Here is a 23,267-nt window from a genome sequence, read left to right as displayed (position 1 = left end):
CTCGTGTCCCTTGTTTCTCTGTTATTCGGCTTCTGCGCTGGTGAGTTCGCGTTCATAGGGCAGGTCGGCAAGGCTGATCAGTGGTCCGTCGCTATCGCCTGCACTCAATGTGGTCAATTGTGCCGCATCTTTCTGAACAACAGCCAGCATTTCAATGGCCTTATGGCTGCGGGCGGCCATGACGACCTCTCCAACCGCCTTGCCGCTCTCGCGGTCGACGATCTCGGTACCGGGCGAGGGCGGTGCTTCTCCGGCCATCAGCAGACGGTACATGCGGCGTTTCAGCTTGCCCAGGTACTGCATGCGCGCCACGATTTCCTGACCGGTATAGCAGCCCTTGCGGAAACTTACACCGCCGAGCTGCTGAAGGTTGAGCATTTGCGGGATAAAGTGCTCCCGGGTTTCGTCGCTGACCTGGCCGACCCCGCTGCGAATGCGCTGCAGCTGCCATTGGTTCAGGCTGACCGGATCGGCATGCTGGCACAGGGTGTCCAGCAGATACTCGGCTTGCTCGGTCGGCACCCACAGGACGCAGGCGCCGCCGGGCAGGCCGATGGCAAACAGGTCATCCTTGTGCGCCACCGTGCCATTGGCTGGCATGTCGAGGCCACAGCTCTGCAGGGCCGCATCGGCGGCTTCGCCCCAGATACCGAAGCCGACCCGGTTGTCACTCTGGTCGCTCAGTTCGCATTTGTAGAAGACGGCGTACTTGCCGAGATCGGCGAGCTGTGCGGCGATCAACTGGCGATCAAGGCCCAGCATGACGCCCTGATCCGTTCGCCACAGGTAAAAACTCGACTGCATTCTGCCCTTGGGGTTACAGCGAGCACCCAGGGTGGCAGTGGTGCCGGTGACGGATTTCAGGTCGCAGGTGAGCTGGCCCTGGAGAAACTTGTCGGTATCGACGCCTTCAACGGCGATAATGCCTTCGTGGCTCAGCATGCTGATGCAGGTGGCGCAGTCTGCCCGGTCGTCAGTAAAACGAGCGGCGAGGTCGGGTAGTTGAGTCATGCCTGTCGTTGTTCCAATGGTTCAGGTGGTACATCATAGGGGCCATGGCAGGTGCTTGTCAGGCGTTGCCTGACGTTATAATGCGGTTTTTACCGAGCAGATCAATCCTCACTGTGGAGTTGCCGATGTCGGCCGATATAGAAATGAAGCGCTTGTTCTGGCATAGCCGTCGCGGCATGCTGGAGCTGGATGTATTGCTGGTGCCCTTCCTGCAGGAAGCGTATCCGACGCTGGAGGCAGCCGATAAGCAGCGTTATCAGAAGCTGCTGGAATGTGAGGATCAGGATATGTTCGGCTGGTTCATGCAGCGCAGCAAGCCGGAGGACCCGGATTTGCAGCGCATCGTGGAGATGATTCTCGATCGTGTACAGCCCGACTGAATACCTTTTGCTGCGTCGCCAGCCTTCACGCTGGCTGGCGCTGGCCCTGATGTTGATGGGCTTGCTGGCCTGTGTCGGTGTGTTGCAAAGCGCGCTGCCCCTTTGGCCGAGTCTACTTTGTCTGTTGCTGGTCGCCTGTTACTGCAGCTGGGTCTGGCCGCGTCAGATCAGCCTGAGTCACCCGCACTCGGTAACCGGTCTGCGCTTTGACAGCGACGGTTGGCACATTCTGCGGCGTGATGGCTCGGAGGTCGCTGCCCGGCTGCTTGGCGATACCTATGTCAGTGCCATGCTGACGGTCGTTCGGTTGCGTGAGCAGGGGCGCTGGTGCCCGGTGTCGGTCGTGTTGCCGGCCGACGCAGCCTCCGAGGAAAGCCTGCGGCGGTTGCGTCTGCGGCTGCGTTTCAGTCGCCAGCGCTGGGCGGCTGCAGAATAGTATCCTGCGCTTCGTCCAGCTGCGCCGGAAAGTCCAGCGTGTAATGCAAGCCGCGGCTTTCACGGCGCAGCATGGCCGAACGGATGATCAGGTCGGCCACCAGGGCCAGGTTGCGCAGCTCAAGCAGATCGCGGCTGACCCGGTAGTTGCTGTAGAACTCGTGAATTTCGGCGCGCAGCATGTCGACCCGGTGTTTGGCCCGCTGCAGGCGCTTGGATGTCCGTACGATCCCTACGTAGTCCCACATAAAGCGCCGCAGCTCATCCCAGTTGTGCGAAATGATGACGTCCTCGTCCGAGTCGGTCACCTGGCTCTCGTCCCAGTTGGGCAGGTTCTGCGGCATGGCGATGCGGTCAAGCTGCTCCAGAATGTCACGACTGGCGGCGCGGCCGTAGACGATGCACTCGAGCAGCGAGTTGCTGGCCATGCGGTTGGCGCCGTGCAGGCCGGTAAAGCTGGTTTCACCGATGGCGTAAAGCTGATCGATGTCGGTTCTGCCGCTGCTGTCGACCATCACGCCGCCGCAGGTGTAGTGCGCTGCGGGGACCACCGGAATCGGTTCCCTGGTGATGTCGATACCGAAGGCTAGGCAGCGCTCGTGCACGGTCGGGAAGTGGCTGCGGATGAAGTCGGCCGGCTTGTGGGTGATATCCAGATAGACGCAATCGAGCCCCAGACGCTTCATCTCGTGGTCAATCGCCCGGGCCACGATGTCACGCGGTGCCAGTTCGGCGCGCTTATCGAAGCGCGGCATGAAGCGCTCACCGTTGGGCAGACGCAGTAGCGCCCCTTCACCTCGCAATGCTTCGGTAACCAGAAAGCTTTTGGCCTTGGGGTGATACAGGCAGGTTGGGTGGAATTGATTGAATTCCATATTGGCTACCCGGCAGCCGGCCCGCCAGGCCATGGCAATGCCGTCGCCCGAGGCGCTGTCGGGGTTGCTGGTGTACAGATACACCTTGCTGGCGCCGCCGGTTGCCAGCACGGTGAAGCGTGCAGCAACGGTTTCGACGTGGCCCGTCGAGCGGTTCAGGATATAGGCGCCGAGGCATTGATTGCCGTCGCGGCCGAGCTTGTGGGTGGTGATCAGGTCGACTGCAACGCGGTTGTCGAGCAGCTCGATGTTGTCGTGCTGCTGGGCGCGCTGCAGCAGCGTATTGAAAATCGCGGCGCCGGTGGCGTCGGCGGCGTGAATGATGCGCCGGTGGCTGTGGCCGCCTTCGCGGGTCAGGTGAAAATCGTCACTTTCGCTGCCGTCCTCGCGTCGTTCGCGGGTGAAGGGGACCCCCTGTTCAACCAGCCAGCCGATCGCATCGCGGCTGTCGCCAACGATCTGGCGCACGGCATCTTCATGGCACAAGCCGCCGCCGGCGATCAGGGTATCCTGAACATGTGCATCGACCGTGTCGGTGTCGTCAAGCACGGCAGCAACGCCGCCTTGCGCCCAGAACGTGGAGCCTTCCGACAGCTGCCCCTTGCTGAGCACGGCGACACGCAGGTCGCTTGCCAGGTGCAGTGCCAAAGTCAGGCCGGCAGCGCCGCTGCCGATGACCAGTACATCGTATTGCCGTTGTTGAGTCATTGCGTTCTTTGCGCTCAATGCTTGCGTCGAGGTGGCCTAGTATATAGAAGGCGAGTCGCTCACAATACTGCCACCCATGGGGGAGTGCCTGGGGCATCACTGCGGTTGATATGAGTGATGGCTTATTGCATTCAAGGGGGAACTTTTTAACATCGCCCGTGCTCCTAGTCCTGAACCTGAGTGAGGGGAGAACTTTTGGTTACATCTTGTGTCTACGATAACAACGCTGATCGCGGACTCCGAAGAGTGGCAAGTCAATGACGGGGCAGAGCGATCAACAGCTGGTTGAGCGTGTTCAGAAGGGCGACAAGCGTGCCTTCGACCTGCTGGTTCTCAAGTACCAGCACAAGATTCTCGCGCTGGTGACCCGTTTCGTGCATGACAGTCACGAAGCGCAGGATGTGGCTCAGGAGGCCTTTATCAAGGCGTACCGTGCGCTGCCGAATTTTCGCGGCGACAGTGCCTTCTACACCTGGCTGTATCGCATCGCGATCAATACGGCGAAGAATTATCTGGTGGCACGCAATCGCCGCCCGCCGGACAGCGATATAGCCGCAGATGAGGCGGAGTATTACGACGGCGACAGCATTCTCAAGGATATTCACTCGCCCGAGCGCGACATGTTGCGCGACGAAATCGAGCAAGTAGTGAACCGAACGCTGCAACAGTTGCCTGATGATTTAAGAACGGCTTTGACCCTGCGCGAGTTCGAAGGGTTGAGCTATGAAGACATTGCCAATGTGATGGACTGTCCGGTAGGCACAGTTCGATCCCGGATCTTCCGGGCGCGGGAGGCAATCGACAAAGCCCTGAAACCGCTGCTTGAAGCCTAGGTAGCAGGGTGGGGTGCAACGCAGTGAGCCCGATGGGCCAACAGCAGAGGTAAAGCAATGAGAAGCGAAGTCTTGCAGGAGTCTCTTTCCGCGCTTATGGATAACGAGGCTGACGAGCTGGAAGTGCGCCGTGTTCTCCAGGCCGCTGAGCAGGACCCGGCACTGCGTAGTACCTGGTCGCGCTATCAGGTGGCACGTGCGGTGATGCACAAGGAGCCTTGGCAGGGGGCTGTTGATCTGTCTGCAGGTATTGCTGCCGCGCTGCGCGACGAGCCAGAGCTGCAGATGGCGCCGGCGCCAGCCGATGTCAAACCGGTCTCCACTATCTGGCGCAACCTGGGCCGTGTTGCAGTGGCCGCTTCGGTGACCCTGGCGGTGCTGGTCGGTGTGCGCATGGTCAACCAGGGCGATGCGCCCGGCGGTGCTCAGATGACGGCCGGCACCATGACCGCGCCGTCGATGCTGCAGGCCAACCCGGCAGCGCGTTCCGGTGCGGTGCTGGCAGGGTACTCGCAGGCCGGAAACGCCGGTGCAGAGCCTCTTGCGCCTGCTCAAGCGCCGTCTGCGTGGCACGAACAGCGCATCGGTCGCTATCTGCGTGAGCATGCCGAATCCAGTGCGCAGATGGCGAGTCCGCAGCTCATTCCTTATGCCCGTGCAGCCAGCATGGAAGGTCGCTAGTGGTCGGTTGTCGATGCTCGCTGAGCGGCCTGACCCTGGCCGCTCTGCTGATCTCGCCGCTGGTTCAGGCACGCGATGCCGGCCAGTGGCTGCAGGGAATGGTCGACGCATCAGGACAGCAAAGTTATTCGGGGTCGTTTTTCTACGAGCGCTCCGGCAGTTTCAGCACCCACCATATCTGGCACCGCGCCGATGGTGATGGCGTCACCGAGCGCATGTTGCGCGCCGACGGCGAGCCGCAGGAATGGGTGCGACGTGACGGACAGATTCAATGCGCCAGCTCCTTCGCCGCAGTGTCGGGCTGGCGCGGTGAGGCACCTGCGACGCTGAATCCGGCTCAGCTGCAACGCTGGTATGCACTGGAGGTGCTGGGCACCACCCGGGTTGCGGATCGCCCGGTTACGGTGATCGCCATGAAGCCCCGTGACGCGTTTCGTTATGCCTATGAGCTGTATCTGGATGACCAGACCGGCATGCTGCTCAAGTCCCTGCTCATTAACGAGCGCAATGTGCTGCTTGAGCGCTTCCAGTTTACCGATGTGCAGTTTGCCGAGTTGACGGACGAGCAGCTCGAACCGGGAGCGAGTTGTCTGACGCTGGCCGAGCACCCGCTTGAAAAGCGTGTGGATACCTCCGGCTGGGTGCCTGGCTGGATTCCGCCGGGTTTTGTTGCCGGCGAGCCGGTAGTTCGCACACTGGCGGTCAATGAACCGCAGGTCATGAGTCAGGCCTTCAGCGATGGCCTGGCTCGATTTACCCTGTTTGTCGAGCCTTTGGGTGATGGGGCCCTGGCGGAAGATTTGCTTGCTCAGCTGGGGCCGACCGTGGCTGTCAGTCGTCGATTGCAGGTCGAGGGTGTGGGGTATCTGGCAACCATCGTCGGTGAAATTCCCCCGGCAACCGCCGAGCGTATCGCCGCGTCCTTTCCCTTTGCGACTGCGGAGATGGCCCAGTGATTGAAGAGCGCGGGCGAGTCCTCAGTGTTGAAGAGGGGGCGGTGTGGGTTGAAACGGTGCGCAGCAGCACCTGTGGCAACTGCGCCGCCAAGGCCGGTTGCGGCCAGGCATTGCTCGCACGGGTTGGCAGCGGTGCCAGGCGCGGATTTATCCGTGCCCTGACCGATCGCAGTTGGCAAATAGGTGATGAAGTCTTTATCGGTATTCCCGAGGACGCCGTCGTGCGCGGCGCGCTCTGGGTTTATCTGACTCCACTGCTCGGATTGTTTGCTGCCGCTTTGCTGGCGCAGGCGCTGGGGGCAGCGGAGCCGATGGTGATCTTGGCTGCGGTATCCGGTCTGATCGCCGGTTTTGCAGTGGTTCGTTGGCACGGCCAGCGAGCCCAGCGTGACCCGCAGCTGATGCCGCAGGTGTTGCGTTCTGCCGGGCAGGCGATGCCCCTCGTCCAGGAGGGACGGCTGAACGGCTGATGTCTTGCAAGATGGTCCTTGAGTACAGGTGAGGAGAATTCAGGCTTATGTTGTCTGTTCGACGTTGGGTCCTCGCAACTGCGAGCGTGCTGGTCCTGGGGTGGCAATCACTGGCAGTTGCCGCGGATTTGCCGGACTTTACCGAGCTGGTGGAGGAGGCCTCCCCGGCTATCGTCAATATCAGTACCCGTCAAAAGGTATCCAGCCAACCGGTTGCAGGCATGCAGGGTATGCCTGATCTGGAGGGCATGCCGCCGATGTTTCGTGAATTCTTTGAGCGCAGCTTCCCGCAGGCCCCGGCGCCACGCGAGCGAGAGGCTCCCCAGTCGCTCGGCTCGGGCTTCATTATTTCCCGTGATGGCTATGTGCTGACCAATAACCATGTGGTAGCCGATGCCGACGAGATTTTCGTCCGGCTGTCTGATCGTCGGGAAATGCAGGCGGAGCTGGTCGGCGCTGATCCGCGTTCTGACCTCGCGTTGCTGAAAATTGATGCCGGTGACGACCTGCCGGTAGTCAAGATCGGCAAGTCGGCGGACCTCAAACCGGGCGAGTGGGTGCTGGCGATTGGTTCGCCGTTCGGCTTCGACTACTCGGTAACCGCCGGTATCGTCAGTGCCAAGGGGCGCAGCCTGCCGAACGAGAATTATGTTCCCTTTATTCAGACTGACGTAGCGATCAATCCGGGTAACTCCGGTGGTCCGCTGTTCAACCTGGACGGCGAAGTGGTGGGCATAAACTCCCAGATCTTCACTCGCTCCGGTGGCTTCATGGGGCTTTCGTTCGCCATCCCGATGGACGTGGCAATGGACGTGGTCGAGCAGATCAAGGATAGCGGCAGTGTCCAGCGTGGCTGGCTGGGTGTCGTCATTCAGGAGGTCAACAAGGATCTGGCCGAGTCGTTCGATCTGCCCAAGCCGGCCGGTGCCCTGGTGGCCCAGATCATGCCGGGCGGTCCTGCCGACAAGGGCGGTTTGAAAGTCGGCGATGTCATCCTCGAGTTCAATGGTCACGAAGTGGTGCGCTCGTCCGACCTGCCCCATGCGGTAGGCCGGGTTCGTCCCGGAACCGACGCAACGCTGGTGGTGATGCGTGACAAGCAGCGCAAGACGCTGACCATGGAGATTGGCACGCTGCCGGATGATGATGCGGTTGCGGCAACAGGCACCAATGAACAGGCGCCGAGCGCAGCGTCCAACCGTCTTGGCGTGACGGTCGTCGAGTTGACTGATGACCAGAAGAAGAACCTGGATATTCACTCCGGTGTTGTGGTCCGTGAGGTGAGCCGGGGGCCGGGTGCGATGGTCGGGCTGCGGCCCGGCGATATCATCACCAACCTGGACAATCGTTCGGTGGATTCGGTGGAAACCTTCACGCGTATTGCCCGTGATCTGCCGGACAATCGCTCTATCTCCATGCGGGTGATTCGTCAGGGCCGCGCCAGTTACATCACCTTCCGCCTGGCGGAGTAAGTCGTCGCCACAGGCTTCCGGTCATCAGCGGTCTTGAGATGGCGATGACCGGGGGCTGCAGCGATGGCGACATGGCTGCTAATCAGGTAAACTCGCGGGCTGTTTTGGGGAGTCGCCTCCCCGTCTCGCCATGTCTGGCAACCCTGTCTGGATGATCCGCGCTGTGAGTGACCTTAGCCTGATTCGTAATTTTTCCATCATTGCCCACATCGACCACGGCAAGTCGACGCTGGCCGACCGCTTTATCCAGATCTGCGGTGGCCTGAGCGAGCGTGAAATGGAAGCGCAGGTACTCGACTCCATGGATCTGGAGCGCGAGCGTGGTATCACCATCAAGGCACACAGCGTCACGCTGTATTACACCGCCAAAGACGGCAAGACCTACCAGCTGAACTTTATTGATACCCCAGGTCACGTGGACTTTCACTACGAAGTCAGCCGCTCGCTCGCTGCCTGCGAGGGCGCGCTGTTGGTGGTGGACGCTGCGCAGGGTGTGGAGGCGCAGTCGGTAGCCAACTGCTACACCGCTATCGAGCAGGGCCTTGAGGTCATGCCGGTGTTGAACAAGATCGACCTGCCCCAGGCCGAGCCGGAGCGGGTCAAGGCCGAGATTGAAAGCGTAATCGGCATTGACGCGACAGATGCGGTTGCCTGCTCGGCGAAGAGCGGCATCGGTGTCGAGGATGTGCTCGAAGCGCTGATTCACTCCATTCCTGCGCCTGAAGGCGAGATCGAAGCACCGCTGCAGGCATTGATCATTGATTCCTGGTTCGACAACTACCTTGGCGTGGTGTCGCTGGTGCGCGTCAAGCATGGCCGGATCAAGAAGGGTGACAAGGTGCTGGTCAAGTCGACCGGCAAGACCCATCTGGTCGACAGCGTCGGCGTGTTCAACCCCAAGCATACCGAAACTGTTGACCTGAAGGCCGGTGAAGTAGGCTTCATTATCGCCGGTATCAAGGACATTCATGGTGCGCCGGTGGGCGATACCCTGACCCTGTCCAATACCCCGGATGTCGATCCGCTGCCGGGGTTCCAGAAGGTCAAGCCGCAGGTTTATGCCGGCCTGTTTCCGGTCAGTTCTGATGATTTCGAGGATTTTCGCGAGGCGCTGCAGAAGCTGACGCTGAACGATGCTGCGCTGCAGTTCGAGCCGGAAAGCTCCGAGGCACTGGGTTTTGGCTTCCGTATCGGTTTCCTCGGCATGCTGCACATGGAGATCATCCAGGAGCGCCTGGAGCGCGAGTACGATCTGGATCTGATTACCACCGCCCCGACCGTAGTGTTCGAGGTGGAGAAGAAGGGCGGTGAGGTTATCTACGTTGATAACCCGTCGCTGCTGCCCGACCCCTCGATGATCGAGGAAATGCGCGAGCCGATCGTGCGTGCCAACATTCTGGTGCCACAGGATCACCTCGGCAGCGTGATCACGCTCTGTATCGACAAGCGTGGCGTGCAGCACGACATGGTCTTTCTCGGTACCCAGGTTCAGGTTGTCTATGATCTGCCGATGAATGAGGTGGTACTCGATTTCTTCGACCGGCTGAAGTCGGTCAGCCGCGGCTATGCTTCTCTGGACTACAGCTTCGACCGCTTCCAGCCGGCCAAGCTGGTGCGTCTTGACGTGCTGATCAATGGCGAGAAGGTCGACGCGCTGGCGTTGATCGTGCACCGTGACAACGCGGCCTTCAAGGGACGCCAGTTGGTCGAGAAGATGAAAGACCTGATTCCGCGACAAATGTTCGATGTGGCGATTCAGGCTGCCATTGGTGGCCAGATCGTCGCCCGCTCAACCGTCAAGGCGTTACGCAAGAACGTACTTGCCAAGTGCTATGGTGGTGATGCCAGCCGGAAGAAAAAACTGCTTGAAAAGCAGAAGGCCGGCAAGAAGCGCATGAAGCAGGTGGGTAGTGTGGAGATTCCGCAGGATGCGTTCCTGGCGGTACTCAAAGTCGACAACTAGAGACGGTAAGCGCGAACGATGATGCATATCAACTTTCCACTGGTGCTGGTGATTGCGGTTGCCGTCAGTGGGTTTCTGGCCCTGCTTGATCGTATCGTGCTCGCGCCACGTCGTCGTCGCGCGATTGCCACCTATGAAGCCCAGGTCGATGTTGCCGACCCTCAGACCATAGCTCGGCTGGACAAGGAGCCGCTGCTGGTCGAATACGGCAAGTCGTTCTTTCCTGTGCTGGCGGTAGTGCTGATCCTGCGTTCCTTCCTGGTTGAGCCGTTCCAGATTCCCTCCGGCTCAATGAAGCCGACATTGGACGTAGGCGACTTTATCCTCGTCAACAAGTTTGCCTACGGTATTCGCCTGCCGGTGATCGACACCAAGGTCATCCCGATTGGCGAGCCGCAGCGTGGTGATGTCATGGTATTCCGTTACCCCAACGACCCTGCCATCAACTACATCAAGCGTGTTGTCGGCTTGCCTGGCGATCATATCCGCTATGCTGGAAAGCAGCTGTATATCAACGGTCAGAAGATTGAACACGAACTGGTCGAGATCGTGCCGGATGACGAAGTGCCGGATGGTCATCCGCTGCAGGCAGTGGCAAAGGCGGCTATCTTCAATGAGCAGCTCGGTGAGGTGAGTCATCAGATCCGCCAGAAGCAGCTGTCGCAGACGCCCAGACCGAACGAGTGGGTGGTGCCCGAAGGGCACTATTTCATGATGGGCGATAACCGCGACAACTCCAACGACAGCCGTTACTGGCAGTCTGCGGATATGCCCAGGGAGTTGTGGGGAATGGTTCCCGACAACTATATTGTGGGCAAGGCCTTCGCGGTCTGGATGCATTGGCCGGAACCGAAACTGAGCAATCTGCCCAGTTTTTCGAGCGTCGCTCTGATCCATTGAGTGCGCCGAACAGGATATAACATCAACGACGGATTACGAGGTTCTCATGCGCCACTCACAGCAAGGGGCATCCTTCTTCGGCTGGCTGGCCGTTATTGCGCTGATTGTCTTCGGCATGATCATTGCCATGAAGCTGACCCCGATCTACATGGATCATTATTCGCTGCGCAATATCATTACCACGGTCAATGAAGATCCGACCATCAAGATCAACTCGCTGCGTGACTTGAACAGCTACATTGACAAGGGCATGCAGCTCAACGGCATTCGTGACATCGACGCGAAGGAAGCCATCAAGGTGACGCAGAGCGGCCAGAACGCCTACACTCTGGTGCTCAAGTACGAAGTGCGAGCGCCGTTGCTGAATACAGTGGACCTGCTGGTCCACTTCGACGAAACATTCATTATCAGACCGCTAAAGTGAGCAACAAGCTAGACCGACTAGAGCGCAGGATAGGCTACCAATTCAAGGACCAGGACCTGCTGGTGCTGGCCTTGACCCACCGCAGTCTCGGTGGGTGCAACAATGAACGCCTGGAGTTTCTGGGTGATTCGATTCTCAATTTTGTTGCCGCCGAGATGCTGTTCCAACATTTTCCCCAGGCCCGAGAAGGCCAGCTTTCGCGGCTGCGTGCCCGCCTGGTCAAGGGTGTAACCCTGGCCGAGCTGGCCAAGGGCTTTGAGCTGGGCGAGTACCTGCGCCTGGGTTCCGGCGAGCTGAAGAGCGGAGGCTTTCGTCGCGAATCGATCCTGGCGGATGCAACCGAGGCGATCATCGGTGCCATTTATCTGGATGCCGGGCTCGAACCGGTCCGCGAGCGGATTCTGCACTGGCTGGGCGAGCATATTGCGACCCTGACGCTGGTCGACAACAACAAGGATCCGAAAACACGGCTGCAGGAGTTCCTGCAATCGCGTCAAAGCGAGCTGCCGCGTTACGAAGTGATCGAGAGCAGTGGTGAAGCCCACTGCAGAACATTCAAGGTGGACTGTCAGGTCGCATTGCTGGCCGAACGCACCTACGGCGTTGGCAGTAGCCGCCGCCTTGCAGAACAACAGGCAGCCCAGCAGGCGTTGATCGCCCTGGGTGTGGAGCGAGCCGATGACTGATGCTGTTTCCCGCTGCGGTTACGTAGCCATTGTCGGCCGGCCGAATGTCGGCAAGTCGACCCTGCTGAACCATATTCTCGGCCAGAAGCTGGCCATCACCTCGCGCAAGCCGCAGACAACCCGTCATACGCTGCTCGGTATCAAGACCGAGGGAGCGGTGCAGGCGATTTATGTCGATACCCCTGGCTTGCACAAGGAAAACGAGAAAGCTCTCAACCGTTTCATGAACAAGAGCGCCAGTCAGGCCCTGCGTGATGTTGACGTTGTGCTGTTTGTGGTTGACCGGTTGCGCTGGACCGATGAAGACCAGATGGTACTGGAGCGGGTGCAGTATCTGACCTGTCCCGTGCTGATCGTGGTTAACAAGCTGGACCGGATGGATGACAAGAACGAACTGTTGCCGCATCTGGAATGGCTGACCAAGCAGTTGCCCAGCGCCGAAGTTGTCCCGGTATCCGCTCTGCAGGGGCGCAATATCGATCGCTTGGAATCGCTGATTGCCGAGCGTTTGCCGGAGAATGGGCACTTCTACCCGGAAGATCAACTGACCGACAAGAGCTCGCGTTTTCTGGCTGCCGAGCTGGTGCGTGAAAAGGTCATGCGTCAACTGGGCGCCGAGATTCCCTATCAGGTCGCGGTTGAAATCGAACAGTTCAAGCAGGAAGGGCGCATTCTGCATATTCACGCGCTGATTCTGGTCGAGCGTGAAGGGCAGAAGAAAATCATCATTGGTGACGGCGGCGAGCGGTTGAAGAAGATCGGTCAGGAAGCGCGCCTCGACATGCAGAAGCTGTTCGGCAGCAAGATCATGCTCAACCTCTGGGTCAAGGTGCGTCGCGGCTGGTCTGATGATGAGCGCGCCCTCGGTTCGCTGGGTTACCGCTTCGACGACTGACCTGCATGCGCGAGCACCTGCAGCCTGCCTACGTCCTGCACAGCAGACCCTACCGTGACACCAGTGCACTGGTAGACCTGCTCAGCCTGCAGGGCGGGCTGCAGCGGGTTGTCTGGCGGGGCGCGCGGGGTAGCGGTCGCGGTGTTCGCCCTCAACCCTTCGTGCCGCTGCTGGTCAGCTGGCACGGCCGCGGTGACCTGAAAACCCTGCAGCAGGCTGAAGTGGCTGGTGCTCATGCACGACTGCAGGGGCAGGCGCTGTTCAGCGGTATGTATCTCAATGAATTGCTGGTTCGTCTGCTGTCACCGGGTGACGCTCAGACGCTGCTGTTTGCCGGTTATCAGTCGGCGCTGGAGCGGCTGGCGTCGTCGCCTTCTTCAGTTGAACCGATTCTGCGTGAATTCGAGTGGCGTCTGCTGGAACTGCTGGGTTACGGTTTCAGTCTGACCGAGGACGCCGATCAGCAGCCGGTGCTGGCTGATACCCTGTACCGCTGGAGTCCGGATCTGGGTTTGTATCCGGTGGTCGATACCACCTCAAGTGGTCTGTCCGGGCGAGGGTTGCTGGCGATGGCCGCGCTGGACTGGGCCAGCGTCGACGCGCTGCCGGTTGCCAAGCGGCTGATGCGCCAGGTGCTGGCTGTTCACCTGGGCGATCGCCCGCTGGTCAGTCGCCAATTATTTGCCGCGGGTCGCACGGGCGAGCCGCGCTGAGTCAAGGGCGGATCGCCGCCCGGCATAGTCAACGGAGAATCTTGCATGAGCCAGTCTGATCGCGTGCTGTTGGGCGTCAACATCGACCACGTCGCTACCCTGCGTCAGGCCCGTGGTACCCGTTACCCGGATCCGGTCCAGGCGGCCATTGAAGCCGAGCAGGCCGGGGCAGATGGTATTACCGTGCATCTGCGTGAAGATCGTCGTCATATCCAGGAGCGTGATATTCACCTGCTGGCACAGGTGCTGCAGACGCGAATGAATTTCGAGATGGCGGTTACCGATGAGATGGTCGCCTTTGCTGAGCAGATTCGTCCGGCACATGTCTGTCTGGTCCCGGAACGTCGTGAAGAACTCACTACCGAGGGTGGGCTGGACGTCTGCGGTAACGAGGCGCGCGTTCAGGCGGCCATCGAGCGGCTGGCCGCGGCTGGCAGCGAAGTGTCGCTGTTTATCGACCCGGACCGGCGCCAGATTGAGGCGGCCAAGCGGCTGGGTGCGCCGGTGATTGAGCTGCACACGGGCCACTATGCCGATACCGAGGGGGCCGAGCAGCAGCAGGCGCTGGAGCGTATCCGCGAGTCCGTCACCTACGCCCGCAAGCTTGGCCTGGTGGTCAACGCCGGGCACGGTCTGCATTATCATAACGTTCAGGCAATTGCTGCGATTCCCGGAATCCATGAGCTGAACATCGGCCATGCGATTATTGCCCGCGCCCTGTTTTCCGGTCTGGCCGGTGCGGTGCGTGACATGCGCCAACTGATCATGGAAGCGTCTGGTCGATGATCCGGGGTATCGGCACCGACCTGGTGCTGGTGTCGCGGATTGAGGCAGCGCTGGGGCGCCAGGGCGAGCGTTTTGCCCGGCGTATCCTGACGCCGGACGAGTTCGCCCGCTTTGCCGATCACGGTCAGCCGGCTCGCTTTCTGGCCAAACGCTTTGCGGCCAAGGAAGCCATCATGAAAGCGCTCGGGACCGGGTTGGCCGGAGGGCTGTCATGGCAGCACATGCAGATTGACCGTGATCCGCTGGGCGCCCCGGTCGTTGTGCTGAGCGGGGCCGCGGCCCAGCGAGTGGCGGACGGCGGCGGCGGGCGCATGCTGCTCTCGCTCAGTGACGAGCGGGAGCAGGCGCTGGCGTTTGCCCTCTGGTCACAGGACTGACAGGCTGCCCTGCAGGCGGTCTACAGCTTCCAGCAGCCGTTCTATTTCTTCGCCGCAGGGCGCCTTTTCCTTCAGTCTGGTTTCGGCTTGCAGACAGCGTCTTCGCAGTTCGGGTACGCCGCAGTAGCGGGTTGCTCCGTGCAGGCGGTGCACCGTCTCCAGCAGCGCGTCGGTGTTGCCGGCCCGGTAGCTTTGCTCTATTTGCTCGCGGTCGCCGGGCAGGCTCTGCATCAGCATATCCAGCATCTCCTGCGCCAGATCTGCCTTGCCAGCCGCCAGCCGCAACCCTTCGTCGTGATCCAGTATGCGCGGTTCGCTGTCGGCAGGTTGCTCCGGCCGCTCCTCCAACTTCGGTGCAGCGCCGGGTGACAGGTCGTGACCGGTCCATTTCAAGATACTGTCACGCAATTGCTCGGGGTTGATCGGTTTGCTCAGGTAGTCATTCATGCCGCATTTGAGCAGTTTACGTCTTTCATCTGCGAGCGCGTGGGCGGTCAGTGCGACGACCGGCGTGGCCGACTGCTGGCTGATCTCTTCGCGGATACGCAGTTCCTCGGTTGTCTGGCGTCCGTCCATTCCGGGCATTTGAACATCCATGAAAATCAGATCAAAGCGCTGTTCATCGAGGATATCGAGGGCGTTTTCTCCGCTGGTGGCGGTACGCACCCGGGTGCCCATTTCCTGCAGAAAGGTTTCGACCAGTTTGAGGTTGGCCGGGTTATCGTCGACGCAGAGAATGCTGACGCTGTCCGGATTGCTGCGTCGCTCGGACAGCAGTGGTGTCGACGACTCCGCCGCCACGCCCGCGCGGGGTGACAGCAGACGGGTAAGGGTGCGATACAGCTTGCGCAGGCACAGTGGACGGGAGAGCACCGCGCAGTGTGCCGGCGGCAGTTGATCCAGCAAGTCCGGTTGCGCGACCGTGTCTACCAGCAGAATACTCTGGCACTGCCCGGCGGCGGCCCAGCGCTGGGCTGCCTGAACGCGTTCGGTCCACTCGGAGTCATTGTTGCCGCTGCTGATCAGGGCGAGCTGTATGGTCTGACCGTTGGCTGTGTTCAGGTCGCTATCAAGCTCGCTGAGTGAGGCGTACAGGCGTGCCTGCAGGCCAAGCCCCTCAAGTGAGTGGAGCAGAGCTTGCCGGGTCAGGTCGAGGGGCTCGTAAACAGCGACCTCAATGCCGGAAAATGGTCGCACGGGAAGGTCGTCGCTGGCCTGGCTGGATTTGTTCAGGGTGATCGTCAACCAGAACTCGGAGCCCTCCCCGGGTCTGCTATTCAGACCGATGTCGCCCTGCATTTCTTCGACCAGGCGCTTGGTGATGACTAGCCCCAGGCCGGTGCCGCCGGTCTGCCTGGTCAGCGAGTTGTCGACCTGACTGAAGGCCCGGAACAGCGACTTCTGCTGCGCCTCGGAAAGGCCAACGCCGGTGTCAGAGACGCTGATGCGCAAGGTCGCCTCGCTGTCGTTTTCCTCTTCCAGCATAACTCGCAGGCAAACCGACCCCACGTGGGTGAACTTGATTGCGTTACTCAGCAGGTTGGACAGAATCTGTTTCAGGCGCAGTGCATCGCCTTTGAGGCCCAACGGGACGTCACTGTAGATCAGGCTGACGAGCTCGATCTGCTTCTGGTGGGCGGCCGGTGCGAGTATGGTCAGCGCTTCTTCGATCTGATCACGCAGGTTGAATGGCATGCTCTCCAGGGTCAGCTTGCCGGCTTCAATCTTGGAGAAGTCCAGAATTTCGTTGATGATCGCCAGCAGGTTGCCGGCCGACTTGCTGATGGTGTCCAGGTATTCGCTCTGGCGCGTTGTCATCTCGGTGCGCTGCAGCAGGTTGCTGAAACCGATAATCCCGTTAAGCGGTGTGCGCAGCTCGTGACTCATGTTGGCGAGAAATTCGGACTTGATCCGGCTGGCTTCCTGCGCCGCCTTGCGCGCCATATCGAGCTCGATATTCTGAACTTCGATGGTCTCCAGCGTCTGGCGCAGGTCCTCGGTGGCCTGCTCGACGTTCTGTTGCAGCTCGCCCTGCGCGCTCTGCAGCGCCTGGGCCATGGTATTGATGCCCTCGACCAGATCGTCCAGCTCGCGCGCACCCTGCTTCGGCAGGCGCACATCAAGCTGGCCCCTGCTGATTCGGGCGATGGCCTGGTTGATGTCGGCAATCGGTTCGAGGATACGACGGCCCATGGTGCTGACCATCAGGCTGGTGATCAGCAGGCCAAGCAGAACCAGTACCAGGGTGCTGAGCAGGGTCTGGTAAGTACGCAGCTGGGTATTGCCGTGGCTGAGTTCGACTTCCAGCCAGCCGATCAGCGCATCCGGCTCAAGATCGGTGCGGGTGCTGTCTGACAGCAGCTCGGGGCTGGCCTGCAGCGGCAGGACGAAACGGGTACTGCGCTCACCGCTGCGGATCTGCAGGCCGGTACCCGCCGCCAGCGGGGTTTCCGGTACTGGCTGATCGGCGATGAACATCTGCGGGCCGCTGTGTTCGAGTGGATGGTGATCAGCGTCATACAGCGCTACCGCGCGCACATCCTGATAATTCAGAGTGCTTGCCAGAGCGCTGCGCAGCCGCTCCGGCTGTCCGGCCAGCAAGGCCTCGGTGGCTGGTCTTTGCAGGTGTTCGGCGGTGAGCTGCCCGCGCTCGAGCAATTGCTGCTGCAGGTCACCAAGGTGCTGCCAGCTGAAATAGGCGCCAACAGCCGTGGCCAGAATCCCCGCGGGGATCAGGGTCATCAGCAGCAGCCTTGCCTTGATACCGATCTCGTTCATTAGCTATATCCACTTCGCCGTTGCCGGTATCATAGGCCGACTTGTTAAAAAGCACAGCTTCGACGACCCGGGTATCCGGGTCAACCGGCCCCCGAGGTAGAGTCATGAGTTACCCAACCATTGCCGACTGCATCGGCAACACCCCGCTGGTTCGCCTGCAACGCCTGCCCGGCAATACCAGTAATACCATCCTGGTCAAACTCGAAGGTAACAACCCGGCCGGTTCAGTCAAGGATCGGCCGGCGCTGTCGATGATCGAGCGGGCCGAGGCACGCGGGGATATCCAGCCCGGCGACACCCTGATTGAGGCGACCTCGGGCAATACCGGCATCGCCCTGGCCATGGCAGCAGCGATCAAGGGCTACCGCATGGTGCTGATCATGCCGAATAACATGAGTGCCGAGCGCAAGGCAGCGATGACGGCCTACGGCGCCGAGCTGATTGAGGTCACCCAGGCTCAGGGCATGGAGGGCGCGCGCGATCTGGCCTTGCGCATGCAGGCCGAGGGGCAGGGCAAGGTACTTGACCAGTTTGGCAACCAGGACAACCCCGAGGCGCATTACCGCGGCACTGGCCCCGAGATCTGGCGCGACACAAACGGTACCGTTACGCATTTCATCAGCTCGATGGGCACCACCGGTACCATCATGGGGACTTCCCGTTACCTCAAGGAACAGAATCCGTCGATTCAGATTGTTGGCCTGCAGCCTGTCGAGGGAGCGGCGATTCCCGGTATCCGTCGCTGGCCGAAGGAGTATCTGCCGACCATTTTTGACGACACCCGGGTCGATCGTGTGATCGATATGGGCCAGCAGGAGGCCGAGGTGACCATGCGTCGTCTGGCGCGTGAAGAGGGCATCTTCTGTGGCGTGTCATCCGGCGGGTCGGTGGCCGCAGCGCTGCGCATCAGTGCCGAGGTTGAGAACGCCGTCATCGTGGCGATCATCTGTGATCGCGGCGATCGCTACCTGTCCACCGGCGTCTACGACGGTCCACTGTGAAGCGCGGTCGCGGACGGTCGCGCACGACTGCTGCAGCCGATGCACCGGCTGCGGTCGGGCAGCGTATCGAGCTGACCCTGGAGCGTCTGACCCACGACGGGCGCGGTATCGGTCGCTGGCGTGGACGGACCACCTTTGTCGAGGGCGGATTGCCCGGTGAGCAGGTCACTGCCCGGGTGATTCGTGCGCGCAGCAAGCTGATTGAGGCGCGGCTGGAAAGCCTGCAGCAGGCCAGCCCTGATCGACAGCTGCCGCGCTGTCCGCACATCGAACTGTGTGGTGGCTGCAGCTTGCAGCACATGCCGCACCAGCAGCAGCTGGAGATCAAGCAACAGGCGCTGGCCCAGCAATTGCAGCATTTCGCCCAGGTTGAGCCACAGCAATGGGCGCCGGCATTGTCCGGGTCGGATTATGGCTATCGCCAGCGCACCCGTATCGCGCTGCGCTGGGATCGGCAGCGGCGCGAGCTGGATGTGGGCTTTCGTCAACGCGCCAGCAATGAGCTGGTCAACGTAACGCAATGCCCCGTTCTGGTGCCGCAGCTGGAGGCGGCGCTCAAGGCCTTGCCAGCGCTGCTGCGCGGGCTGCGCTCTGTCGAGACGCTGGGGCATGTCGAGCTGATCGGCGCTGAGCATCCGGCGCTGGTGCTGCGTCATCTGCAACCGCTCCCGGCCGAAGATCAGCAACAATTGCTGGCCTTTGCCGAGCAGCATGGCATGGGCTGCTGGCTGCAGGGCGATGACGCTGCAGCGGTGCCGCTGGGCTCGGCTGCCGAGCCGGCCTACAAGCTGGCTGATCAGCAGTTGACGCTGGGTTTTGCGCCGGGTGACTTCACCCAGGTCAATCCGCAGATCAATCAGGCCATGGTCAATCAGGCGCTGGACTGGCTGGCGATCGAGCCGGGCGAAGCGGTGCTGGACCTGTTCTGCGGTGTCGGTAACTTCGCCCTGGCACTGGCCCGGGCAGGCGCTTCGGTGGTGGGTATCGAGGGCAGTGAAGAGATGGTGGCGCGCGCGCAGGAAAATGCGCGCAAAAACCGCCTGGATGCGGTGCACTTTTTGCCGGCTGACCTGTCGAAGCCCCTTGAAATGTCGGCTGCGCCCCAGAGATATACGGCCGCGCTGCTGGACCCCCCGCGTGATGGCGCCGATCAGCTGGTGGCCGATCTGGCAGCAATGGGCGTCGCGCGCATACTTTACATTTCCTGCAACCCGGCCACGCTGGCGCGGGACGCGGGAATTCTGGCAGGCAAGGGCTATACCCTGGTCAGGGCGGGCATCATGGATATGTTCCCCCAAACCGCCCATGTCGAAGCCATGGCATTGTTCCGGAGACAGTAGATCGCCTCCGGGCGAGGATAAGAAAATGGTACAGGTCAGAGCAGCACACCCGATCAATCAGGACGGCAGCGTCAATATCGACGCCTGGATCAGCAGGATCGGGGAGCGCACCCAGCTCAGCGACCCCCAGGTGCTGCATGAGGCATGCGAATGGGCATGTGATCTTGAGCAGCAGGCGATCGCGGCCGAAAACATCTGGGCTGACGGCGCCAGCAGTTATCGCACCGGTCTTGAAATGGCCGAAATCCTGGCTGACCTCAAACTCGACCAGGATTCGCTGGTCGCCGCAGTCGTCTATCGCGCTGTGCGCGAGCGCAAGACCGATCTCACCGAGGTCGAGCACCGGTTTGGTCCGACCGTCACCCATCTGGTCGATGGCGTGCAGCGCATGGCGGCGATCAGTGTGTCGCAGAATCCCGGCAACAACGCCATGTTCAATACCCAGTCCCAGGTAGAGAATCTGCGCAAGATGCTGGTGACCATGGTCGATGACGTGCGCGTCGCCCTGATCAAGCTGGCCGAGCGCACCTGCGCCATCCGGGCAGTCAAGGACGCGCCGGAGGAGAAGCGCTACCGGGTTGCCCGTGAGGTATTCGACATCTATGCACCGCTGGCCCATCGTCTCGGGATTGGTCATATCAAGTGGGAGCTGGAAGATCTGTCCTTCCGCTACCTGGAGCCGACCCAGTACAAGCAGATTGCCAAGCTGCTGGACGAGCGTCGGCTCGACCGACAGGAATATATCGACGCGGTGATGGCGCAGTTGCGCGAGGCACTGGAAGAAGCGTCGATTCATGCCGACATTACCGGTCGGGCCAAGCATATCTACTCGATCTGGCGGAAGATGCAGCGCAAGGGCATCGATTTCAGTCAGGTATACGACGTGCGCGCAGTGCGAATTCTGGTGCCGCAGGTGCGTGATTGCTACACCGCTCTTGGGGTAGTTCACAGCCTTTGGCGGCACATTCCCAACGAGTTCGACGACTACATTGCCAACCCCAAGGAAAACGGCTATCGCTCGCTGCATACGGCGGTGATCGGCCCCGAGGGCAAGGTGCTGGAAGTACAGATCCGTACCCAGGCCATGCATGAAGAGGCCGAGCTCGGTGTTTGCGCCCACTGGCGCTACAAGGGGACCGATCCGGACAGCAGCTCCAACGCCTACGAGGACAAGATCGCCTGGTTGCGACAGGTGCTGGAATGGCACGAGGAGATGGGCGATATCGGCGGGTTGGCCGAACAGCTGCGGGTGGATTTCGAGCCGGATCGTATTTACCTGTTCACCCCCGACGGCCACGTGCTGGACATGCCCAAGGGCGCGACCCCGCTGGATTTCGCCTATCGGGTACACACCGAGATCGGTCACAGCTGTCGCGGCGCCAAGGTCAACGGCCGCATCGTACCGCTCAACTACCTGCTGCAGACCGGTGAGCAGGTCGAGATCATTACCGGCAAGCAGAGCGGGCCCAGTCGTGACTGGCTGAACCCCAACCTCGGCTACCTGAACACGTCACGCGCGCGGGCCAAGGTGCAGCACTGGTTCAAGGAACAGGCCCGCGAGCAGAACGTGCAGGCCGGCAAGCTGATGGTCGAGCGCGAGCTGACCCGTATGGCCCTGAACGGCGCAGACTATGCGCAGTTGATTGACCGCCTCGGGCTGAAGAGTCAGGAAGATTTGTTCGTCGCTGTCGGAGCCGGCGACATGCGGCTGGCCCATGTGGTGACTGTGGCCCAGCAACTGGTCGAGCCGGATCGACACAGCGAACAGCTTGAGCTGATTCCGAAGAAACCGAGCCGCTCTTCGGTCGGCCGCCGCGGCGATGTCTACATCCAGGGCGTCGGCAACCTGATGACCCAGCTGGCCGGCTGCTGCCAGCCGGTGCCGGGTGATCCGATCATCGGCTATATCACCCTCGGTCGTGGCGTCACGGTACACCGCGCCGACTGTGCCAACGCCATGCAGTTGCAGGATCGGGACTCCGAGCGGCTGATCGAAGTCAGCTGGGGTGGTGCGCCGGTGCAAACCTACCCGGTGGAGATCTACATCAAGGCCTACGACCGCTCCGGTCTGCTGCGTGACGTGTCGCTGCTGCTGGCCAATGAGAAGATCAACGTGCTGGAGGTCAATACGCGGACCAACAAGGACGATAACTACGCCGCTATGCTGCTGACCATCGAGATCCCGAGTCTGAGTCTGCTCAGTCGCCTGTTGACGCGGATCAGCCAGCTGCCGAACGTGATTGAGGCGCGGCGTAACCGCCAGGAAGGTCGTGGATGAGTTACCAGTTGGACGATCTGCTGTACCTCATGCAGCGCCTGCGTGATCCGCAGCACGGTTGCCCATGGGATCTGGAGCAGAGCTACGCGACCATCGTGCCGCATACGCTGGAAGAGGCCTACGAAGTCGCCGATGCCATCGAGCAGGGCGATTTCGATCAGCTGCGCGGCGAGCTGGGTGATCTGCTGTTTCAGGTGGTGTTTTACGCCCAGCTGGCCAGCGAGGAAGAGCGTTTCAGCTGGAACGAGGTGGTCGATGGCATTACCCGCAAGCTGGTGCGACGTCACCCGCATGTATTCCCCGACGGCAATCTGCTTACCCCGCCCGGCACCCTGACCCTGGCGCCCGAGCAGATCAAGCAGCGTTGGGAGCAGATCAAGGCCGAGGAGCGGGCCGAGAAAGCAGACCGGCCTGAGCAGCTGTCACTGCTGGATGATGTACCGGCGGCGCTGCCGGCCCTGAGTCGCGCCCAGAAGCTGCAGAAACGCGCGGCGTCGGCCGGCTTCGACTGGCCCGAGGTGGCCCCGGTGATCGACAAGATCAGTGAAGAGCTCGACGAAGTGCGTGAAGTGCTCGCGGCTGGCCATCAGCAGGCCGTTGCCGAAGAAATGGGCGATCTGCTGTTCTGCGTGGTCAATCTGGCCCGGCACCTGGGTGTCGATGCGGAAAACGCGCTGCGCCAAGGCAATGCCAAGTTCGAGCGGCGCTTTCGCTTTATCGAGGATCAACTGCGTGTGCAGGGAGCTACGGTGGCCGAGCGCTCGCTGGACGAGCTCGACGCACTGTGGGATGCCGCCAAGCAGCAAGGCTTATAGGGTCACGGCATGCCGTGACCGTGTTTGTCGCCGCGCTTAATGCTGGGTTTCCTGCTGGCGCTCGAGCAACTCCTGCAGGTGCTTGCGGCTCAGCTCCAGATAGCGCGGTGTCGGGCCCTCGTCCTTGTACAGGGGGTCGCCCAGTTCGTCGACCGCGATGACTTCCTGGCCGGCCTGGTAGGGCAGGCTGGCTTCGAGTTCCTCCAGTGCGGCGCCGAGCAGGTCGGTGATCAGGTCCTCGATCTGGCGTTTCGGATACATCTCGTGCAGCGCTTCCAGGCGGGCCGCGTCCTCGAGTGACAGATGTACGCTGTAGCTGTTGCGGGTCACCCGGCCCTTGGCGGTTTTTTCCCAGGTCTGGGTGAGTTCACGGATCTTCATGTTTTCCCCCTTGATGACTGACTGTCGCTTGTGGCGACACCCTCAGCATAGACCATTCGCGCAGGCTTTCAGTGCCATTGGCCCCTTGTCAGGGACGGGCGGGCATCGC

The 23,267-nt window shown here is 61.1% G+C and carries 23 protein-coding genes; 19 read left to right on the top strand and 4 right to left on the bottom strand.

Annotated features, from left to right (window positions below):
• Window positions 1-21: 21 nt before the first annotated feature.
• Entirely contained in the window at window positions 22-942 is a 921-nt protein-coding gene (gene ygfZ / locus AC13EY_RS12665; protein WP_228245353.1) for a CAF17-like 4Fe-4S cluster assembly/insertion protein YgfZ, read from the bottom strand.
• A 194-nt stretch (window positions 943-1,136) separates the two neighbouring features.
• Here ygfZ and AC13EY_RS12660 point away from each other — a divergent pair, with 194 nt between their 5' ends.
• Both AC13EY_RS12660 and AC13EY_RS12655 read left to right on the top strand, forming a co-directional pair.
• Window positions 1,137-1,391, top strand: coding sequence for an FAD assembly factor SdhE (locus tag AC13EY_RS12660; protein ID WP_088273335.1), 255 nt, complete (start codon window positions 1,137-1,139; stop codon window positions 1,389-1,391).
• Complete coding sequence (locus tag AC13EY_RS12655) at window positions 1,375-1,827, top strand: hypothetical protein (protein ID WP_228245115.1); 453 nt, start codon at window positions 1,375-1,377, stop codon at window positions 1,825-1,827. Before AC13EY_RS12660 ends, AC13EY_RS12655 begins: the two co-directional genes overlap by 17 nt.
• On the opposite strand, the gene nadB is transcribed toward AC13EY_RS12655, so the two are convergent.
• On the bottom strand, window positions 1,796-3,409 hold the full coding sequence (nadB, locus tag AC13EY_RS12650) for an L-aspartate oxidase (protein ID WP_228245116.1): 1,614 nt from the start codon (window positions 3,407-3,409) through the stop codon (window positions 1,796-1,798). The genes AC13EY_RS12655 and nadB overlap by 32 nt on opposite strands.
• A gap of 257 nt (window positions 3,410-3,666) precedes the next feature.
• Between nadB and rpoE the strand changes: the two genes are divergently transcribed.
• From rpoE to acpS, 13 genes are all read left to right on the top strand, one after another.
• Window positions 3,667-4,242 carry an RNA polymerase sigma factor RpoE gene (gene rpoE, locus AC13EY_RS12645; RefSeq protein WP_088273341.1) on the top strand — a complete coding sequence of 192 codons (576 nt, stop codon included), beginning with the start codon at window positions 3,667-3,669 and terminating at the stop codon, window positions 4,240-4,242.
• 57 nt (window positions 4,243-4,299) lie between these two features.
• Window positions 4,300-4,923, top strand: a complete 624-nt coding sequence (locus AC13EY_RS12640; RefSeq protein WP_088273343.1) for a sigma-E factor negative regulatory protein — start codon at window positions 4,300-4,302, stop codon at window positions 4,921-4,923.
• On the top strand, window positions 4,923-5,879 hold the full coding sequence (locus AC13EY_RS12635; protein WP_228245117.1) for a MucB/RseB C-terminal domain-containing protein: 957 nt from the start codon (window positions 4,923-4,925) through the stop codon (window positions 5,877-5,879). Before AC13EY_RS12640 ends, AC13EY_RS12635 begins: the two co-directional genes overlap by 1 nt.
• On the top strand, window positions 5,876-6,349 hold the full coding sequence (locus AC13EY_RS12630; RefSeq protein WP_228245118.1) for a SoxR reducing system RseC family protein: 474 nt from the start codon (window positions 5,876-5,878) through the stop codon (window positions 6,347-6,349). The genes AC13EY_RS12635 and AC13EY_RS12630 overlap by 4 nt, the downstream gene beginning before the upstream one ends.
• A gap of 47 nt (window positions 6,350-6,396) precedes the next feature.
• Window positions 6,397-7,821, top strand: a complete 1,425-nt coding sequence (locus AC13EY_RS12625; protein WP_228245119.1) for a DegQ family serine endoprotease — start codon at window positions 6,397-6,399, stop codon at window positions 7,819-7,821.
• A 163-nt stretch (window positions 7,822-7,984) separates the two neighbouring features.
• Window positions 7,985-9,784: a translation elongation factor 4 gene (lepA, locus tag AC13EY_RS12620; protein WP_088273899.1), complete on the top strand. Its 1,800-nt coding sequence runs from the start codon at window positions 7,985-7,987 to the stop codon at window positions 9,782-9,784.
• 21 nt (window positions 9,785-9,805) lie between these two features.
• Entirely contained in the window at window positions 9,806-10,684 is an 879-nt protein-coding gene (gene lepB, locus AC13EY_RS12615) for a signal peptidase I (RefSeq protein WP_088273900.1), read from the top strand.
• Between the two features lie 46 nt (window positions 10,685-10,730).
• Complete coding sequence (locus AC13EY_RS12610; protein WP_088273348.1) at window positions 10,731-11,108, top strand: DUF4845 domain-containing protein; 378 nt, start codon at window positions 10,731-10,733, stop codon at window positions 11,106-11,108.
• On the top strand, window positions 11,105-11,794 hold the full coding sequence (gene rnc / locus AC13EY_RS12605) for a ribonuclease III (RefSeq protein ID WP_228245120.1): 690 nt from the start codon (window positions 11,105-11,107) through the stop codon (window positions 11,792-11,794). Before AC13EY_RS12610 ends, rnc begins: the two co-directional genes overlap by 4 nt.
• On the top strand, window positions 11,787-12,689 hold the full coding sequence (gene era / locus AC13EY_RS12600; RefSeq protein ID WP_335600348.1) for a GTPase Era: 903 nt from the start codon (window positions 11,787-11,789) through the stop codon (window positions 12,687-12,689). The genes rnc and era overlap by 8 nt, the downstream gene beginning before the upstream one ends.
• Before the next feature lie 5 nt (window positions 12,690-12,694).
• The gene (recO, locus tag AC13EY_RS12595) at window positions 12,695-13,402 is read left to right on the top strand and encodes a DNA repair protein RecO (protein ID WP_228245122.1); all 708 of its coding nucleotides are present in this window, start codon (window positions 12,695-12,697) and stop codon (window positions 13,400-13,402) included.
• A 45-nt stretch (window positions 13,403-13,447) separates the two neighbouring features.
• Window positions 13,448-14,188, top strand: a complete 741-nt coding sequence (gene pdxJ, locus AC13EY_RS12590; protein ID WP_228245123.1) for a pyridoxine 5'-phosphate synthase — start codon at window positions 13,448-13,450, stop codon at window positions 14,186-14,188.
• Window positions 14,185-14,565, top strand: a complete 381-nt coding sequence (gene acpS / locus AC13EY_RS12585) for a holo-ACP synthase (RefSeq protein ID WP_088273357.1) — start codon at window positions 14,185-14,187, stop codon at window positions 14,563-14,565. Before pdxJ ends, acpS begins: the two co-directional genes overlap by 4 nt.
• On the opposite strand, the gene AC13EY_RS12580 is transcribed toward acpS, so the two are convergent.
• Window positions 14,554-17,343, bottom strand: coding sequence for a response regulator (locus AC13EY_RS12580; protein WP_228245124.1), 2,790 nt, complete (start codon window positions 17,341-17,343; stop codon window positions 14,554-14,556). The two genes, acpS and AC13EY_RS12580, sit on opposite strands and share 12 nt — an antisense overlap.
• Window positions 17,344-17,447: 104 nt before the next feature.
• Between AC13EY_RS12580 and cysM the strand changes: the two genes are divergently transcribed.
• The 4 genes from cysM to mazG are packed head-to-tail and all read left to right on the top strand — an operon-like array spanning window position 17,448 to window position 22,777.
• Complete coding sequence (cysM, locus tag AC13EY_RS12575) at window positions 17,448-18,344, top strand: cysteine synthase CysM (RefSeq protein ID WP_088273360.1); 897 nt, start codon at window positions 17,448-17,450, stop codon at window positions 18,342-18,344.
• A complete protein-coding gene (gene rlmD, locus AC13EY_RS12570) occupies window positions 18,341-19,684 on the top strand; it encodes a 23S rRNA (uracil(1939)-C(5))-methyltransferase RlmD (protein WP_228245125.1) in 1,344 nt (447 codons plus the stop codon). Before cysM ends, rlmD begins: the two co-directional genes overlap by 4 nt.
• 25 nt (window positions 19,685-19,709) lie before the next feature.
• Window positions 19,710-21,962 carry a GTP diphosphokinase gene (gene relA / locus AC13EY_RS12565; RefSeq protein WP_088273363.1) on the top strand — a complete coding sequence of 751 codons (2,253 nt, stop codon included), beginning with the start codon at window positions 19,710-19,712 and terminating at the stop codon, window positions 21,960-21,962.
• On the top strand, window positions 21,959-22,777 hold the full coding sequence (gene mazG, locus AC13EY_RS12560) for a nucleoside triphosphate pyrophosphohydrolase (protein ID WP_228245126.1): 819 nt from the start codon (window positions 21,959-21,961) through the stop codon (window positions 22,775-22,777). Before relA ends, mazG begins: the two co-directional genes overlap by 4 nt.
• A gap of 36 nt (window positions 22,778-22,813) precedes the next feature.
• Here the strand turns inward: mazG and AC13EY_RS12555 are convergent, their stop codons facing one another.
• Window positions 22,814-23,158 (bottom strand): pilin assembly protein, encoded by a 345-nt coding sequence (locus AC13EY_RS12555; RefSeq protein ID WP_335600347.1) that lies wholly within the window; start codon window positions 23,156-23,158, stop codon window positions 22,814-22,816.
• Window positions 23,159-23,267 lie beyond the last annotated feature (109 nt).

The sequence above is a fragment of the Halopseudomonas sp. L-58 genome, from assembly GCF_056859475.1.
The sequence above is the reverse complement of the archived record's forward strand: the minus strand, read 5'-3'. Positions and strand labels throughout refer to the sequence as shown.